The organism is Caballeronia eucalypticola (assembly GCF_047608185.1).
Lineage (GTDB): Bacteria > Pseudomonadota > Gammaproteobacteria > Burkholderiales > Burkholderiaceae > Caballeronia.
In genome coordinates this window covers 155680-172886 of sequence record NZ_JBLKRU010000005.1, presented here as the reverse complement: position 1 = coordinate 172886, position 17207 = coordinate 155680, and the positions used below count along the sequence as shown (strand labels likewise).

Below are 17207 nucleotides of genomic sequence, written 5' to 3'. Positions count from 1 at the left end.
GTTACTCCTTCGTTGTTTCTATGGGGTTATTCGTGGTGTCGATGTCATATTCACCGGCAGATAATTTGCGGCGGAGGATCTTGCCGACAGGCGACTTCGGAATCTCATCGACGAAAACATAGTCGCGCGGACGCTTGAAATTCACGAGGTCCGACTCGCGGCACCAGGCGTCGAGCGCGTGGGCTTCAACGTAATCACGGCGCTTGATGAATGCCACTACACGCTGTCCCCAGCGCTCGTCTTTCACGCCCGCGACCGCCACTTCGTCCACGGCCGGATGCAGCGACAACACCGATTCAATATCGACAGGCGAGATGTTTTCTCCGCCGCTGATGATCATGTCGTCTACGCGGCCGCTCACGAAGAGGTCACCGTCCTGGTCGAAGAAACCGGTGTCGCCGGTGAAGTACCAGCCGTCGCGCAAGGACTTCGCATTCGCGTCCGGACGATTCCAGTAACCTTCGAATGCCTCGTCGCCGAGCAGGTCCGCAATGATCTGGCCTTCCTCGTGCACGGCCGCAAAATCGTTCGGCGATGCTGCGTCCAGCGTCACCACGCGCAGCCGCGTGTTGATGCCGGCCCGGCCGGCGCTGCCGGGTTTGCGCGTGGCGTCCTGGTCGATGCTGAACGTGTAGACCTCGGAAGAGCCATAGTGATTCACGAACAGTTCGGGCTTGAATGCGGCCGACAAACGCTTGAGCAAGCCATCACTCATGGGCGCACCCGCGAAGCCGAGCTTTGTCACCGAACCCGTGCTTGCTTTCGCAAAGCCCGGTGCGGCCAGCAGATCGTGGTAAAGCGTGGGCACGAGATACAGGCAGGTGAGCTCGAACGTGCCGATCGACTCCAGCGCATGGGGTGCGTTCCAGCGCCGCGCGCACACGAACAGGCCATCGACCAGCGCCATGGCGAGCAGCGAGCGCACGCCCATGGTGTGATAAAGCGGCATGACGCCCAGCGTGCGTTCACCGTAGCGGTACAGGTTCTGTGCGACGTGTGCAAGCGCCGCGGCGCGCTCATGCCGGTGACGGCGCGGCACGCCCTTCGCCTTGCCCGTCGTCCCGGAGGTATAGAGGATCAGCGACAGGTCGTCGGCCGTGGCTTCTGTCGTGATGTTCACTGCACGTGCGTTCAGCAACGCGTCAAATGATGTCGTGCCGCGTGCATCGTCCAGCGCGATACGCGGTATCTTCTGCGCCGCCTCGCTTGCATCGACTGCATCTGCGGAAACCGGTTCGAATACGATCGCTTTCGCGCCCGCATCGGTCACGCAGTAGTCGAGTTCGTCAGGCTTCGCGCGCCAGTTCAACGGCGTCATGACAATGCCGGCGAACTGGCAAGCCCAATGCAACGTCGCCATTTCCCAGCGGTTTTGCAGCACGACGAGCAAGCGGTCGCCGCGTACGAGACCCAGCTCGCGCAGACCACCAGCAGCCTTGGCAATGATGTCGTGCCACTTGACGTAAGTCAGCTGCACGTCGCCATCCACGAGGGCGAGCGTGTTCGGGCTGCGTTCGACGCTTTGCAAAAAGGTCCGGCCGAGATCAAGCATGTTCGGGCTCCTTCTCGCTGTTCTTTTTACGTAATGCCGCTACATCAAGCACTGCCGCCACGATCGGCGTATAGCCTGTACATCGGCACAGATGGCCTGACAGCATCTCGCGCACCTGCATTTCCGTCGGGTCCGGCACGCGCTTGAGATAGTCCGCGCACGACATCAGGATGCCGGCCGTGCAGAAGCCGCACTGCAATGCGTGATGACGCTGGAAGGCACGTTGCAGATCGCCTAGCGTCTGATCAGGCGCGAGACCTTCGACCGTGTCAACGCGGCGTCCCTCGGCCTGCACCGCGAGCATCAGGCACGAACGGGCCGCCACGCCGTCCACCTGCACGGTGCACGCACCGCACACGCCGTGTTCGCAGCCGACGTGGGTTCCGGTCGCGCCCAGTTCATGACGCACGAAATCGGACAACAGGTCGCGTGATTCGCAATAGCCCGTACGTTCTCGTCCGTTGAGTGTCACGGTGATACGCTGGCGCTCGCCGCGCGCAAGCGTGGTGGATGATGTCTTGCTCACTTCGCCTCCTCTATTACGCGCCATCCGAGTTGCCTCACCAGATGGCGTCTATACGTTGCGCTGACATGGGTGTCATCCTGCGCGTTCAGCTTCCAGCTCAAATCGTTCAGCGCGCCACGCAAGTCGTCGCCATGCAGCCTTGGCCATTGCTCGACCACTGGCCGGTCCGCCACGCCGCCTACGGCGATCCTGATCGATGTGTCGGTGACCACGGTGGCGCACGCGACCATTGCGAAGTCGCCGTGACGGGAAGAAAATTCGGTAAACGCGTATCGCTCGCCGGCCCGCTTCAGCGGAAACCGCACGCCTTCAACCAGTTCATCGGGCTCGCGCGCGGTCATCAACATGCCCTGGAAAAAGTCCTCTGCCTTGAGCGCGCGCTTGCGTTTCCTCGATCGCAGCATCACGTCGCCGCCGAGCACCGAAAGCACCAGCGGCAGCTCAGCGCTCGGGTCGGCATGCGCGATGGACCCGCACACGGTGCCGCGATTGCGAATCTGAAAATGCGAAATGTGCGGGAACACGAGCGCAAGCAAGGGCACTTCGTCCTGAAGCGTCGGACGCCACTCCACGCTGCCCTGAGTAGCCGCCGCGTTCACGACAAGAGAATCACGGTCGATGCTCACGCGATCGAGTTCCTCCGTGCGAGAGATATCGATCAGCACCCGCGGTTGCGCAAGCCGCATGTTCAGCACGGCCATCAGGGACTGGCCGCCTGCAAGAATGCGGGCCTCTTCACCGGTTTGCGCGAGCGCTTCGAGCGCGTCGTGCGTGGAAAAGGCGCGCAGGTAATCGAATGGCGCCGGCTTCATGGCGTTCTCCTAAAACGTGCAACGAGCCGGCCTAGCCACGAACCGCCGCTTTTTACGGGCTTCCCTGCTGCCTGACGTCCCAGTGATTCAAACAGTTGACGCAACACGACCTTCGCCGCGCCTTCAAGCATCCGTCCGCCCACGGCTGCAACCTTGCCCGAGACCTGCGCTTCGTAGTCATAGGTGAGCCGCGTGCCAGTACCAACGGGCGTGAGTTCCACGAGGCCATTGCCACGCGCGCTGCCAAGCGACGACATGCCCGCCCCGGCGAGCCGCAATCGATGCGGCGGATCGAGGTCGGACAGCGTGATCTGCGCTTCGAAACGCGCCTTGATCATGCCCACGCCCACGGTCACATCGGCGCGATAAGAATTCTCGCCATTCGCTTCAAGCGCGTGACAACCCGGGATCACCTTGGCGAGCGCGTTGGGATCGAGCAGCACCGCGAAGATCGCTTCCGGCGATGCCGCGAGACCCACGCTGCCTTGCGCGGTCAACGCCTTGCCGCCGGGCAACACCGGCTTCTTTTGCTGCGTCTCCCGGAACTCGGGCCGCGAAGGTTCGGGATCCTCTATACCCACCAGCGCCATCACCTTCGAAGGCGTCAGGGGCAAACGAATGTCATCGACACCGAGCGCGTCCGCCACTGCATTTGCAATGCAAGGCGGCGTGCTCATGTTGTTGCCTTCGCCCAAGCCCTTAGCGCCCAGCGGCGTAAACGGCGATGGCGTCTCCAGGTGAATGATCATAGGATCAGGCACTTCGCAGGTCGTCGGCATCAGGTAATCGGCCAATGTGCCCGACTGGAAGCTACCGTCGGCACCATAACGAAACTCTTCCATCAGCGCCGCACCGAGCCCCTGCGCGAACGCGCCGCGGATCTGGCCATCGGCGAGTGCGGGGTTCAGCAACGTGCCGGCATCGTGCGCGGTGACATAGCGGTCGATCCGCACGCGCCCCGTTGCACGGTCCACTTCAACACCGCACATATCGAAGGCAAAACCATACGCCGCCGATGTATTGATGCGGTCCTGCTCATCAGGCGCATCCATGTTTTCCGGCGTCCAGAACACCGTCTCGCGCAGACCCGGCTCTTCGCCTTCGGGTAGCAATGCAGGCGCCCAATGCGGTGCATTGCTCGCGACGCGGCCAAAGGGCATTGCATGCGTTTCATCGCCTGCTTTATAGATGCGTCCGCCTTCAAAACGGATGTCATCGGGCTTGCACGCAAGCTGCGATGAAACAATGCGCGCCAGCTTGTCGCGCACGCGCATGGCCGCGAGATGCACCGTGCCCGCGACGGCCCCTGCAAAGCGGCTCGAATAGTTTCCCGACGCCACCGACCACGCATCCTTGTGCGTATCGAACTCCACGTTCACCACGATCTCGTGCGGCGCGAGTCCGAGCACATCCGCCACGACTTGCGCGCAAACGGTCATGTGTCCTTGCCCCGCCGGTGTCGACGCCACCGTCACCACCACGCCGCCAAGCAGGTCGACGCTGACCGTCGCGCTCGCAATAGCACCGCTCTTCGGTCCTGCCTTCTTGCGGGCTTCGGCAGGCATCACCGTCGTGATGTACCCCATGTTCGATATCGACGGCTCGACAATCGCCGCAAAGCCGATGCCATACAAACGGCCTTCCTTGCGCGCAGCGTCGCGGCGCGCCTTGAGCTCGTCGTATCCACCCTCGGCGAGCGAGCGTTTCAATGCTTCCTGATAGTTGCCCGAGTCCAGCAATGCGCCCGCCGCCGCGCGATAAGGGAAGGCATTGGCGGGAACAAAATTGCGCCGGTACACGTCCAGCACGTCAAGCTTCAACTCGATCGCAATACGTTGCATCAGGCGCTCGAGCGCGAAATAAACCTGCGGCCCGCCGAAACCGCGTACGAGGCCCGTAGGCGTCTTGTTGGTCAGGACAACCCTGTTCCGCACCAGCAGCGCGGGAATGGCGTACGCGCCCGTTAAACAGCCGTGCATGCGATAAAACGTGGCAGGCTCCGGCGCGCGCAGATACCCGCCGCAATCCTCGATCTGGTCATAGTTGAGCGCGGTGATCCGGCCATCGTTTTCCACGGCTGCTTCGAGCGTGGTCAGCCGCGCCGTAGCGGAGGTCGCCGCGCTCAGGTGCTCGAGCCGGTCTTCCACGTATTTGACCGGTGCGTTCGCCTTGCGCGATGCCAGGCACATCAGCACGACGTAGGGAAATACGGCCTGCTTCACACCGAAGCTGCCGCCCGAATCGCGCGGCGCCTTGTGACGCAAGCGGTTGGCCGGAACGTTCAGCGCGAGCGCCATCACTGCGTGCAGCGAGAACGGCCCCATGAAATTGGAGGTGACGTCATACCCTTCGTCGCCGGAAAGATACTCGGCGATTACCACGGCACATTCGATCGGCGCGCAGGTATTGCGCGGATAGTGCGCTTCAAGTGTCACGCGATGTGGCGCGTTCCTGAATGCCGTTTCGGGCTCGCCATACCGGAAACTTCGGTCGCTGATCACGTTGGTGTCGACGTTCGGATGCAGCACCGCGGCGTCACTTTTAAGCGCGCCTTCTATCGATGTCACCGGGTCGAGCGTCTTGTATTCCACCTTGATCAGGTCGAGCGCGTCCTCGGCCAGCGCACGCGATTCGGCCATCACCACTGCAACGGGTTCGCCTACGTAGCGCACACGCTCGGTCGCGAGCGCCCACTGTTCCATCTTCGACTTCACCCCGACCACGAACGGACGTGACCACGCGGCGAGATCGTCACGCGTCAGCACTGCTCGAACGCCTTCACATGCAAGCGCCGCGGTAGTATCGATGGAAACCAGTTCGGCATGGGCGTGCGGCGAGCGCAGCACGGCCGCGTGCAGCGTGCCCGGCTTGATCGCAAGGTCGTCGCCATATCGCCCGCGGCCAGTCAGGATGGCGGGGTCTTCAAAACGTTCGAGCGACTTCCCGACGTAAGTGTTCTTCGGCTTCGGCGCGTTTTGCGCCTCGTGCGCTGTGTCGAGCGCCTCTGACGCTCGCGCGTCGACACCGGCAAAGCCGGTCTGTTCGCGCTGGTTCATTCGTCCGCTCCTTCGGTGTGCCGTGCACCGAACTCATCGGCAAGACCGCTCCATCGCCGGGCTATTTCCCGATGCTCAATGCCGAACAGATCGAGAATGCGTCCGACGGTATGGTCAACAACGTCTTCGATGGTTTTCGGATGCGCGTAGAACGCCGGCACCGGCGGCATCACGATCGCGCCCATTTCAGTCGCCATGGTCATGTTGCGCAAGTGCGCCAGATTGAGCGGCGTTTCGCGCGCCACCAGCACCAGGCGGCGGCGCTCTTTCAGCATCACGTCGGCCGCGCGCGCGAGCAGGTTGTCGGCAAATCCATTCGCCACCGCAGCCAGTGTTTTCATCGAGCAGGGAGCCACGACCATGCCTGCGGTGACGAAGGAACCGCTCGCAATCGACGCGCCAATATCGCGGACGTTATGCACGACGTCAGCCATCGCATCGAGATCCTGGCGCGTGATGCCGAGTTCCTGCGCGGCTGTCACCGCACCCGATGCCGACACGATCAGATGCGTCTCGTGCGTACCCATCCGGCGCAGCGCAGCAAGCAGACGCACGCCAATGACTGCGCCGCTCGCTCCCGAGATGCCGACAACCAGACGCGGCTTTTGGTCGGCGCTCATCAACTCTCGCTCAGGTAGGTATCGAAGCCGGCGTTATCGGGCGCGACCAATGTGTCGAGATCGACCGCGTCGTAGCCGGGAATCCGCACGCGGGTGAACACGTGGCCCGAATAGGCCACCGGCCGCGTGGCATCCAGACCCATCTTCGCGCTGATGCCCTGCAGATGCGGAGGGGCATCGTCAGGATGACCAACGGTTGTCGATGGATCCAGCGGCGAGCCTTGCGCGCCTTCGATTAACACAAGATCGCGGTCCGCCTGGAAACGCGTGGCGATCGCCCATTCGATTTCGGCGGGATCATGGATGTCGACGTCGGTGTCCACCACCACGACTTGCTTGATGTCGTAATGCGCGCCGAATGCACACAGGATCACGTTCTTCGCCTCGCCCTCGCGCTTCTTCGCGAACTGCACCCACAGGTGGTATCGGCATACGCCGCCGACTGAAAGATGCACGTCGGTCACGCCGGGATGACTGCGTTGAAGGTGCGATAAAAGCGTCGCCTCGCGCGGAATGCCGCCGAGCAGCAAGTGTTCCATTTCTGCCGGCACGATGGTGTGATAAACCGGTTTCCGCCGATGCGTGACCGCCGTCACCTCGATCACTTCGCGTGCTTCCTGTGCGCTGTAGTACTTCGGAAATTCGCCGAACGGGCCTTCCGCTTCGCGCACGTCGGGCAGGATGCGGCCCTCGATCACGATCTCCGCGAACGCCGGCACGCGCACCTCGTTTGTCACGCATTTAACGACAGGCAGCGGCGCGCCGTGCAGTGCGCCGGCGATCTCCAGCTCATCGAAATCAATGGGCGAAATGGCCTGGGACGCGAGCATGGTCAGGGGATCGACACCGATAGCAATCGCAATATCGAGCGCATCGCCCGCAGCTTCCGCGGTCTTCTGGAACGCATGAAGATGGCGCGGCAGCAGCAAGATCGCCATGCGATCGCGAGCGTGCACCTGGATACGGTTGATCGAAACGTTCTGCACGCCTGTACGCGGATTGCGCGCAATCACAAGACCTGCGGTGATATACGGACCGTTGTCGTGCTCGCTATGAGTGGGGATCGGCAGCAACGCGTGAAGGTCGATTCCGCTGGTATGCACGACCTGCTGGCATGCGGCTTCGCCGGCGCGCACTTCTTTCCATGGCAGGGGATGATCTGCCGCATCGCGGAAACGCTGCAACAGGTCTTTCTCCGCTACGCCCATGGCCTCGGCAATCCATGCGCGCCTGGACATGAAGCCGCTGACCACCGGCATGTCATGTCCACCCGGCGCGAGGAATATTGCTGCCTGCTTGCCGTCGAGCCGCTTCGCCACGGCCGCGAGCTCATGTTTCAGCGCGACCGGTTTAGCGATAGTCGCAACGCGTCCGGTGGCGGAAAGGTGCGCGAGCCAGCCACGCAGCGACAATGTGTCAAAGGGGGTCGTTGCGGGGCCGTTCGTCGCGGCGTCACGTCGATTCATCTGCGTCTCCATCGCGTCTCCTTAGTTTCTGAAATCAAGCGTAACGACAACGCGACATAACTTCTAATACTGTTTTTTGATGTTTTCGATCAGTCTCCGTGATATCCGTGTTTGCCCCAATGAAAGTCTTTTGTTAGTGGAATATCAATAGCATGGGGCTTGGGCGCGGTACCCTGCGGGGCGGCGTCTGATAAATAGCGGTTGCTGTATTAGACTTATTGATAGCCCGCACTTCGGACCTGTTCTTTTTGAGGCGACCTACATGGACCTGAAGCAGATTCAGTATTTCATCGCCTTGTTCGAGGACGGCTCCGTCACGCGGGCCGCCAAGCGGCTGAACATCGTGCAGCCCGCGTTGAGCATGCAGATCGCCAAGCTGGAGGACGAACTGCATCAGCAGCTCTTTGAACGCGGCGCGCATGGCATGGCGCCAACCGCAGCGGGACGGCTGATGTACCGCCTCTTTCTGCCGATCATGCGGGATCTCGCACACGCGCGACAGCAACTGGTGCAGCGCGACGAAGTGGTGACGGGGCATGTATCGATCGGCTTGATTGCGTCGGTGACGGAAAGCGTGCTGGCGGATTCATTGTCGCGATTTCACGCTCGTTATCCGCATGTGGAAGTCACCGTGGCAGACGGTTACAGCGCGACGTTTATCGACTGGGTGTCGGGCGGCCAACTCGACGCTGCGCTCATCAACAAACCTCGCTCGCGGCTGTCGCTCGACTCGCAGCCCTTGCTCGATGAAGAGATGGTGCTCGTCACCAGCGCCGTGCATGGCCCTGACTTGCCGCATGTCATCGAGCTTGCGCAGCTTCCTGATCTTGAACTGGTGTTACCCACGAAACGTCATGGCTTGCGCGGCGTACTGGATACCGCCGCGCAGCACGAAGACGTGCTGCTCGCGCCGCGCTTCGAGATCGACGTGCTGAGCACGATCGTCAAGCTGGTGGAAAGCACGCGCTTCGCGACTATCCTGCCGCGCATCGTGGTCGAGCGCGCGGTGCGGCTGGGAACGCTGCGCGTGTATCCCATTCTTGCGCCGCGGATCGTGCGTCATATCGTGCGGATCAGTCATCCGCGACGTCCGCTAAGTGCGGCGGCGGAAGCGCTGATAGCCATCATTGCCGACGAATTGCGGCTGGTGTCCAGCGAGTCGACGATGGAAGCGTGAACGTAGCTGGTACTTCTATCGATCTTCAAGCACCGAAAAAATATTGCCGGCCGGGTCCTTGAACCAGGCAATTACCGGGCCTTCCGAGCCTCGGCAAATCCCCTTGGCATCGGTCTTGAGACCTGGCATGTCGTAGTGTTCGAAATTCACGCCGCGTGCGCTCAGCGTATCGACTGCCTGCTCCACGCTATCGACCGGGAAGTTCAACACGGTGTAGGTTGCCGGCACGTAATCGGCCTTGGGATAGACAAGTACATGGTTACCGCCCGCGAGATGCAGCTTGAGAATGCCCATGGGCTCGCTCGTCACCTTGAGGGCCAGCGTATCGCTGTAAAACGCCTTTGCTTCGGCAAGATCCTTCACCGCAAAGCCGCTAAAAGCGTGACTGTCTTTCAATAGCGTTGCCATTGTTTGCTCCTTTAAGATTGTGCAACTCATGCGTCCGACCACGACGCGCGCAACTCCTTCACCGCACGCACTTCCACGCCGCCCAGCCGTGCGCCGGGAAAGCCGGAAGCCACGCGCATGGCGTCATTCATGTCGCGTGCCTCGATAAGAAGAAAGCCGCCCACCTGCTCCTTCGTTTCGGCGAATGGACCGTCCGTGATCGAAACATGCTCACCGCGAACCCGCAACGTGACCGCTTCCTTCGCGGATTGCAGCGCCTGCGCCGCGATGAAATGGCCGCTCTCTCGCAGGCGTTCGTCGTATGCCAGGGATTCGTCGACTAGTGCGTCGTACTGCCGTTTCGACAGATCGTCGAGCACGTGTTCGTCGAAGAAAATGAAGCACAGGAATTTCATCGGTCTCTCCGGTTTGGGTTGGCTTCACCTGCTAGACGCGCGAGCAAAGCCGAAATCGACAGAAAACGCGGTGAAAAAAGTTTCGAAATGTAACGGACGGGACGGCGGTGCTTGCCGCCTTTGCGACCGTGTGAGATCTCGTGCGACGATCGGCGGGATGCCGGGGTTGGGCGCGTCTGTTAATCTGCGCCTTTCTTTCCGCCGACAAGACTTCGAACCATGCAACAGGATCTCCCTTTCAACGAACGAGGTATTACGTTTGCCCGCGCCGGCCTGAGCGCGGCGGGCCAGCTCTTTCCGTTGCGTGATTTGCGCGGCGCGACGGTGGTCATGGTGCCAAAGCAGAAGCCCTTGCCGATCGCACTGGGTGTCATTGGTTTGATCGTGGCGGTAACGGGAGGAATTCTCGGTTCAGGACCGGCGTTGCTGCTGGGCGTGATGATCGCGGTAGTGGGATATTTGTCGTGGATCACGCAGGACGTGATCTACAGGATGTACGTCACTACGCCGGCAGGCGAGCGTGAGGTCTTCACGACGAAGGACGAAGAGTTCGCGCAGCGCGTGGCGCAGCTCGTGCGCGAAGGAATTCCGGCAGCGCCTGCTTCCACAACCACGCCGGGGCCCTCATCTGCGCCCGAGTCGAATTAATACTTTCTTTACACGGACCGCCGCGATCCATGCCTATTGTTAATGCGCGGCTCGCTAAAGTGGTCGTGTTCTAACCACCGCCCGTCGCGAGACGGTGCACCATCCGATGCTTCAGGCAAGCGTTGCTTCCCCGGTCCGTTCATCTGCTGTTCCTGTGCCCAAGCCGTTCGTACGGGCCACGCGTAAGCTCCAGACGGTTATTGCGTTTGATCTCATCCTGCCGGGGCTTGACTCCAGCGGGCCGCGGCGCGTTTTGCAGAAGGCGTTGGGCGGCGAAGCGCGTATGCAGGTGGTAGCAACAGATCGCCGGCATGAATGCGTCACGTTGCACGTTGAAGTGCCGTCGCGGACGTTAAGCGATGTGATTGGCGTGGTGACGTCCCGGTTTGAGCAGGCAACCTTGGGCCACGCGACGACGTTCACACTGCGTCGCTAATGTCGGTTTTAGTTTTAGTTTTTGGTTTGATCTACTCGCACCGATGGACCTCAAAACCCGTCCACCGGCGCGAGCTAAAACATCAAACGTTAAACGTTAAACGATCAAAGGCTCAACGTGCCAAATATGCTTGGCATATTCCGCAATCGTCCGGTCTGACGAAAAAATCCCCATCCCCGCGACGTTTTCAATTGCACTGCGCGTCCACGCTTCCTTATCGAGAAATTTCGCATCGACGTCTGCCTGGGCTTTGTCGAAACTCTCGAAGTCCGCCAGCACCATGTAATGGTCGCCCCAATCCACCAGCGTATGAAAGATGTCATAGAAGCGATGCGGCTGGTCCGGCGAAAAGTGCCCAAGCCGGATTTGGTCAAGCGCCAGCTTGAGTTCAGGATTCTCTTCGTAGATATGACGCGGCCTGTATCCGGTCGCCCGCAACGCATCAATCTCTTCGGTTGAGTGCCCAAAGATAAACATGTTCTCGCGCCCGACGGCATCGCAAATCTCGATGTTCGCGCCATCCAGCGTGCCAATGGTCAGTGCCCCGTTCAACGCGAGTTTCATGTTGCCCGTGCCCGACGCTTCGGTCCCCGCCATCGAAATCTGCTGCGATAAATCCGCTGCCGGAATAATCAGTTCGGCCACGCTCACGCCATAGTTCGGAATGAAACCGACCTTCAACCGGTCACCAATCAACGGATCGTTGTTGACCTTCTCCGCCACGTCGTTAATCAGCTTGATGATCGTCTTGGCCATCTTGTAGGCCGATGCCGCCTTGCCGGCAAACATCACCACGCGCGGCGTCCACGCCTTCTCCGGCTCCTCGCGAATCCGGTTGTAGCGCACGATCACATGCAAAATGTTCAGCAACTGACGCTTGTATTCGTGAATGCGCTTGACCTGCAAATCGAACAACGCATTCGGGTCGATGATCGCCCCTGTCTCAAGCTTCGCTCGTGCGGCAAGCCGGACCTTGCTCGCGAACTTCGCGTCATGAAAGGCTTTGGTAAATTCAGGGTCGTCGCGCCATTCGCGCAGCCGGGCCAACTCGAACAAGTCAGTCCGCCACCGCGGTCCAAGCCGTTCATCGATCAACGACGACAGCTTCGGGCTCGCCTGCGACAACCACCGGCGCGGTGTAATACCGTTCGTCACGTTCGTGAAACGCTCGGGGTACATGCGCGCGAAATCGGCAAAAATATTCTGCGTCATCAACTGCGAATGCAGCTTCGACACGCCGTTCACCGTGTGGCTCGCAACAATCGCAAGATGCGCCATGCGTACACGCCGCTGACCGTATTCGTCCACCAGCGAAATGCGGCGGATCAGGTCGACGTCGCGTCCAAACTTTTCGCCCACTTGCTTGAGAAAATCGGCGTTGATATCAAAGATGATCTCGAGGTGGCGCGGCAACAGCCGCGACAGCATTTCCACGTCCCACGTTTCCAGCGCCTCGGGCATCAAGGTGTGGTTCGTGTACGAGAACATTTGCTGAATCAGCTTCCATGCCTTGTCCCACGGCACGTGATGCGTATCGACCAGCAAGCGCATCAGCTCGGGGATGGCCAGCACCGGATGGGTGTCGTTCAGGTGCACCGCCACCTTCTCCGCCAGCCGCCCAAAATGCGTATGCGTGCGTTGATAGCGGCGGATCAGGTCCTGCATCGTCGCGGATACGAAGAAGTATTCCTGGCGCAAACGCAGCTCGCGGCCGGCCTGCGTGGAGTCGTCCGGATACAGCAGGCGCGATACGTGTTCCGAGGTGTTCTTCGCTTCCACCGACCGGCGATAATCGCCCTGGTTGAACGCGGACAGGTCGAATTCATCGGTCGCCCGCGCCGACCAGAGCCGCAGCGTATTGGTCGCGGTCGTGGCAAAACCGGGGATCACCGTGTCGTACGCCATGGCGTTCACGTGTTCCGTATCGATCCATTCGGTCCGGTCATCATGACGGACCGTACGTCCGCCAAAATGAATCACATAGTTCACTTCGGGGCGCGGGAACTCCCAAGGATTGCCGGCGCGCAGCCAGTAATCGGGCGTTTCGACCTGATTGCCGTCAACGATGGTCTGCCGGAACATGCCGTATTCGTAACGGATGCCATAGCCAAAACCGGGAATGCCGACGGTCGCCATGGAGTCGAGAAAACACGCGGCCAGGCGGCCCAGGCCGCCGTTGCCGAGCGCGGCATCGGGTTCCAGGTTCTCTAGCGTATTCAGGTCTATGCCAAGGCCGGCAAGGGCTTCACGGACTTCGTCGTGAATGCCCAGCGCTAATAATGCATTGGTAAACGTCCTGCCGATCAGGAACTCCATCGACAGGTAATAAACGCGTTTGACGTCTTGCTCGTATTGCTGGCGCGTGGTTTTCATCCAGCGCGCCACTAGCCGGTCGCGGACCGCCAGTTCGGCGGCATGAAGCCAGTCGCGTGGCTGCGCGGTGACGGCATCTTTGCCGACGCCGTACATGAGGCGGTTGGAAATGGAGCGCCTGAGCGCATCGACGGTGCTGTTCAGCTGTTCGAATTCCAGGTCGACGGATGTCATCGAACTCTCCAGAAATGCATTGCTGGACAACGCGCTAGGTACGAGCCGCGTTCTGTCAAGCGGGACGGGGCCGGGTGAACAGGCAGGTTACGCTATTTTTATTTTTTTGGGTATTGGCCGCGGGGGCCGTGGAACTGGCACGACATCCGCCGGCAGTCCGTCCTTTGTCGCATTTCCGTCATCGGAAGCAGTTGAGCTGATCTTGAAACAGAATTGTTAAATTATTTTGGTTTCCTGATCATTTCCCCATTTGAACGCGCCTTTATGACGCGGCGTTGTGGCTGTCAGCCAGCCTTTCGATTAGCTGAATATAGTGATCGAGCGAGGGCGTAACGCGCTCGGGACTCTTTGCAAGATCATCCCAGCGGCGCAATGAAAGTGCTTCCTGCGCGAAGGGTTTGCGCATGAAATCATCCGATTCTTCCCGGCTGAAAATGCCTCCCTGCAATTTCAGGCTACGGACTGAATCGGCGGATAAGGTCGAAAAATATTCGTCATCAATTGCACATAAACAGCGTTTTGCGTCCACGTGCAGGCGGATCGGTTCGAGCACGGCATTACCGAACAACGGCCGCAGGAAGGGCAGCGCGAAATACTGGTGCAAGTCGTCAATGCCCCGCTCGCTTGGCGTCTCCCCCTGGAGGTTCAGCAAGTGTCCCAGGTCGTGCAAGAATGCCGCGCCAACGAGCGTTTCGTCTGCGCCCGCTTCCTCGGCCAGCGCCGCCGTCTGCAGTGCGTGCTGGAGTTGCGTGACCGGTTCACCGCTATAAGCAATGGCGCCGTAAGTGTCGAAGAGATGCCGGATATCAGTGAGCGTAAGCGCCATGATTCAAGCCCAGGGCAAAGAAAAAGTCTTGAGGTTCGTGAAGCTTTTCATCGCTTCCTGAACGCCTTCCTTGTAACCGAGACCCGAGTCCTTGATACCGCCGAACGGCGTCAACTCGATCCGGTAACCCGGCACTTCCCACACGTTGACAGTGCCCACGCGCAGTTCGTTCACAAAGCGCGTGATCAGGTCCGCGCGGTCCGTACACACGCCGGACGACAACCCGAACGCGGTGCCGTTGCTGATGCGGATGGCGTCATCGATGGTATCGAATTCGATGATCGGCGACACCGGCCCGAAGGTTTCCTCACGCACCAGCGTCATCGATGGATCGACGCGATCAAGCACCGTGGGCGAATACAGCGCGCCGTGGCGGTGATTGCCGCAGAGCAATCGCGCTCCATTCGATACCGCTTCGTTCACACGTGCTTCGAATGACCTGGCCGCGGTTTCGTCGATCACCGTGCCCATCTGGTTGGCGGGATCGAAGGGATCGCCGTAAGTCCACTCAAGCGTTTTTTCCACCACGAGTTCAGTGAACCGGGCGGCCACGCTCTTCTGCACCAGCATGCGCTTGACCGCCGTGCAGCGTTGTCCGGAGTTCTTGTACGAGCCCTGCACGGCAAGCGTTGCTGCACGTTCCAGGTCGGCGTCGTCCAGCACGATCAGCGGATCATTGCCGCCGAGTTCCAGGACCACGCGCCTGTACCCCGCCTTCGCCGCAATCGCCTTGCCAATCGCTACGCCGCCGGTAAAAGTGACGAGGTCGGCATAGCGGTTGGTGACGAGTTCTTCAGCGATCTCGCGCGGGTCGCCCGTTAAAACCTGCAGCATGGGTGCGGGCAAACCGGCTTCGGCCAAAATATCGGCGAGGTAATAAGCCGATAACGGCACCTTCTCCGATGGCTTCAGGATCACCCTATTATTCGTCGCAATAGCCGGCGCAAGCTTATGCGCGACTTGATTCATCGGATGATTAAAGGGTGTGATCGCGACGATCACACCGGCCAGCGGTTCACGTTGCGAAAACACGCGGCGGGCCTTGCCGTGCGGGGTCAGGTCGCAGGAAAAACTTTGGCCATCGTCGCGCAACGCTTCCATCGCGGCGAATTTGAACACGTCGGCCACGCGGCCAATTTCATAACGCGAGTCCTGTTTCGACAAACCCGATTCAAGTGAAATAAGATCCGACGCCTCTTCCGTGCGCTCACGCAGCAACGCAGCAGCGCGTTCGAGAATCTGCGAGCGTTCATAGCGCGTCAGCGTGGAGCGGTAATTCGCGGCGTACTCGAATGCGTCGCGCACGTCGTCGACGCTCGCCATTGGCACGGTGCCTATGCGTGTATTCGTGTACGGATCGAGAACATCGATAGTGCGAGCACGCGCCGCACGCTCGCCCTTCAGGCGCAGCGTTTCGACCCGTAGCGCATGTTGCTCAACCGCAAGAACGGCGCTCATGATGCAAGCTCCAGATGATTCAACGCGATGCTGAAGACATCGAAGTTGCGCAGACGCTTCCCGTCACGCTTCGCCTCGAAACCATCGGTTGGACGATTGAACAACAAGGGTACTTCCTGCTCGGACACGCCGCCATGCGAGCGCAACGGTACGGTCAATCCTGACAGGTCGTGCTCCGCGCGCCGGGTGCCGAGGACCGTGTTGCGGCCGCTCACGACGACCAGATCTCCCACGCGATCATTCGGCAATTCGAAGCGCTCGCACGCGGCCTTGTTGTCGAGCACGGTATCCACGCCCGGCAGTTCGGCAATGCGCGCTGCTAACGCTTTTGCATCGACGGAACCTGGCAGGTAGATAGTTGCGAACGAACCAAGCGCTCCGTGGTGGACTACGTAGGGATCGGTAATCGGCAGGATCACGCGCGCGTTCGGTGCGTCCAGCGTTTCGTCGAGCCAGTCTTGCAGATACACCACGTTCGGCTCGCCGGTCGTGACGTCGTGTTTAGCGTTCATGCCGTGGTCTGCGGTCAGCCCGATCACCGCGCCGAGTTCGTTGAGGCGCGCGAGGTAGCCGTCCATCATTGCGTAGAACGCGTTCGCGCCGTCCGTGCCGGGCGCGCATTTATGCTGCACGTAGTCCGTGGTCGACAGGTACATGAGGTCAATCTTGCGGGTTTCGGCAAGCCGTACGCCGGCCGCAAAAACGAACTCCGAAAGATCGGCGCTATAGACGTCCGGCACCGGCTTGCCGACCAGCTCAAGCACGTTTTCGATGCCGTTCTCCGCGAGCGTCACCGCGTCCGCTTTCTCCGCCGAGAAACAGATGCCGTCGAGTTGCCAGCCAAGCAACCGGCGCAGTTTGTCCTTCGCCGTGATCACCGCGACCTTATCGCCGCGTTGCGCCGCGGCCGCGAGGATCGTACCGGCGCGAAGATACGCCGGGTCGTTCATCATCACTTCGCCGCCCTTGCCGCCGTTCGCTTGCGGATCGAAGAAATAGTTGCCGCAAATGCCATGCACGGAAGGCGGAACACCCGTCACGATCGACAAGTTATTCGGGTTGGTGAACGATGGAATCACGCAGTCGGCGCGAAAGGCCGACCCGCCCCGCAGCATGGTGCCGATAAACGGCGCGACACCCGCTGCAACCGCCGCTTCCAGGTAATCGTATTCGCAGCCGTCGACGCAGACGACCACGGTCAGCGCGCGCGCCGGCCCATAAGCGCGGCCATTAACTTCCATAAGCATTTCGGTGGACGTGGACATGAGGTTCCTTCCCGT

The 17207-nt window shown here is 60.5% G+C and carries 15 protein-coding genes; 3 read left to right on the top strand and 12 right to left on the bottom strand.

Annotated features, from left to right (window positions below):
- Position 1: 1 nt before the first annotated feature.
- From ACMX25_RS08650 to ACMX25_RS08625, 6 genes are read right to left on the bottom strand one after another with little or no spacing between them, the layout of a single operon-like run.
- Complete coding sequence (locus tag ACMX25_RS08650) at positions 2-1552, bottom strand: AMP-binding protein (protein WP_414949272.1); 1551 nt, start codon at positions 1550-1552, stop codon at positions 2-4.
- The gene (locus tag ACMX25_RS08645; protein ID WP_414949271.1) at positions 1545-2078 is read right to left on the bottom strand and encodes a (2Fe-2S)-binding protein; all 534 of its coding nucleotides are present in this window, start codon (positions 2076-2078) and stop codon (positions 1545-1547) included. The genes ACMX25_RS08650 and ACMX25_RS08645 overlap by 8 nt, the downstream gene beginning before the upstream one ends.
- Positions 2075-2890: an FAD binding domain-containing protein gene (locus ACMX25_RS08640; protein ID WP_414949269.1), complete on the bottom strand. Its 816-nt coding sequence runs from the start codon at positions 2888-2890 to the stop codon at positions 2075-2077. The genes ACMX25_RS08645 and ACMX25_RS08640 overlap by 4 nt, the downstream gene beginning before the upstream one ends.
- Positions 2887-5946 carry a xanthine dehydrogenase family protein molybdopterin-binding subunit gene (locus ACMX25_RS08635; RefSeq protein WP_414949267.1) on the bottom strand — a complete coding sequence of 1020 codons (3060 nt, stop codon included), beginning with the start codon at positions 5944-5946 and terminating at the stop codon, positions 2887-2889. Before ACMX25_RS08635 ends, ACMX25_RS08640 begins: the two co-directional genes overlap by 4 nt.
- Positions 5943-6566 (bottom strand): UbiX family flavin prenyltransferase, encoded by a 624-nt coding sequence (locus ACMX25_RS08630; RefSeq protein WP_414949265.1) that lies wholly within the window; start codon positions 6564-6566, stop codon positions 5943-5945. Before ACMX25_RS08630 ends, ACMX25_RS08635 begins: the two co-directional genes overlap by 4 nt.
- Positions 6566-8032 (bottom strand): UbiD family decarboxylase, encoded by a 1467-nt coding sequence (locus tag ACMX25_RS08625; protein WP_414949264.1) that lies wholly within the window; start codon positions 8030-8032, stop codon positions 6566-6568. Before ACMX25_RS08625 ends, ACMX25_RS08630 begins: the two co-directional genes overlap by 1 nt.
- Positions 8033-8294: 262 nt before the next feature.
- Here ACMX25_RS08625 and ACMX25_RS08620 point away from each other — a divergent pair, with 262 nt between their 5' ends.
- Positions 8295-9209 carry a LysR family transcriptional regulator gene (locus ACMX25_RS08620; RefSeq protein WP_414949262.1) on the top strand — a complete coding sequence of 305 codons (915 nt, stop codon included), beginning with the start codon at positions 8295-8297 and terminating at the stop codon, positions 9207-9209.
- A gap of 15 nt (positions 9210-9224) precedes the next feature.
- Here the strand turns inward: ACMX25_RS08620 and ACMX25_RS08615 are convergent, their stop codons facing one another.
- The gene (locus tag ACMX25_RS08615; protein ID WP_414949261.1) at positions 9225-9617 is read right to left on the bottom strand and encodes a VOC family protein; all 393 of its coding nucleotides are present in this window, start codon (positions 9615-9617) and stop codon (positions 9225-9227) included.
- A gap of 26 nt (positions 9618-9643) precedes the next feature.
- The gene (locus ACMX25_RS08610) at positions 9644-10012 is read right to left on the bottom strand and encodes a YciI family protein (RefSeq protein ID WP_414949259.1); all 369 of its coding nucleotides are present in this window, start codon (positions 10010-10012) and stop codon (positions 9644-9646) included.
- Between the two features lie 219 nt (positions 10013-10231).
- Between ACMX25_RS08610 and ACMX25_RS08605 the strand changes: the two genes are divergently transcribed.
- On the top strand, positions 10232-10660 hold the full coding sequence (locus ACMX25_RS08605) for a DUF6232 family protein (protein ID WP_414949258.1): 429 nt from the start codon (positions 10232-10234) through the stop codon (positions 10658-10660).
- Between the two features lie 106 nt (positions 10661-10766).
- Positions 10767-11096 (top strand): hypothetical protein, encoded by a 330-nt coding sequence (locus tag ACMX25_RS08600; RefSeq protein WP_414949256.1) that lies wholly within the window; start codon positions 10767-10769, stop codon positions 11094-11096.
- A gap of 96 nt (positions 11097-11192) precedes the next feature.
- Here ACMX25_RS08600 and ACMX25_RS08595 read toward each other — a convergent pair whose 3' ends face one another.
- From ACMX25_RS08595 to phnA, 4 genes are all read right to left on the bottom strand, one after another.
- Positions 11193-13643: a glycogen/starch/alpha-glucan phosphorylase gene (locus ACMX25_RS08595; RefSeq protein ID WP_414949255.1), complete on the bottom strand. Its 2451-nt coding sequence runs from the start codon at positions 13641-13643 to the stop codon at positions 11193-11195.
- A 262-nt stretch (positions 13644-13905) separates the two neighbouring features.
- Positions 13906-14469, bottom strand: a complete 564-nt coding sequence (locus ACMX25_RS08590) for a phosphonate degradation HD-domain oxygenase (RefSeq protein ID WP_414949253.1) — start codon at positions 14467-14469, stop codon at positions 13906-13908.
- 3 nt (positions 14470-14472) lie between these two features.
- The gene (gene phnY, locus ACMX25_RS08585) at positions 14473-15927 is read right to left on the bottom strand and encodes a phosphonoacetaldehyde dehydrogenase (protein ID WP_414949252.1); all 1455 of its coding nucleotides are present in this window, start codon (positions 15925-15927) and stop codon (positions 14473-14475) included.
- Positions 15924-17192 carry a phosphonoacetate hydrolase gene (gene phnA, locus ACMX25_RS08580; protein ID WP_414949250.1) on the bottom strand — a complete coding sequence of 423 codons (1269 nt, stop codon included), beginning with the start codon at positions 17190-17192 and terminating at the stop codon, positions 15924-15926. The genes phnY and phnA overlap by 4 nt, the downstream gene beginning before the upstream one ends.
- Positions 17193-17207 lie beyond the last annotated feature (15 nt).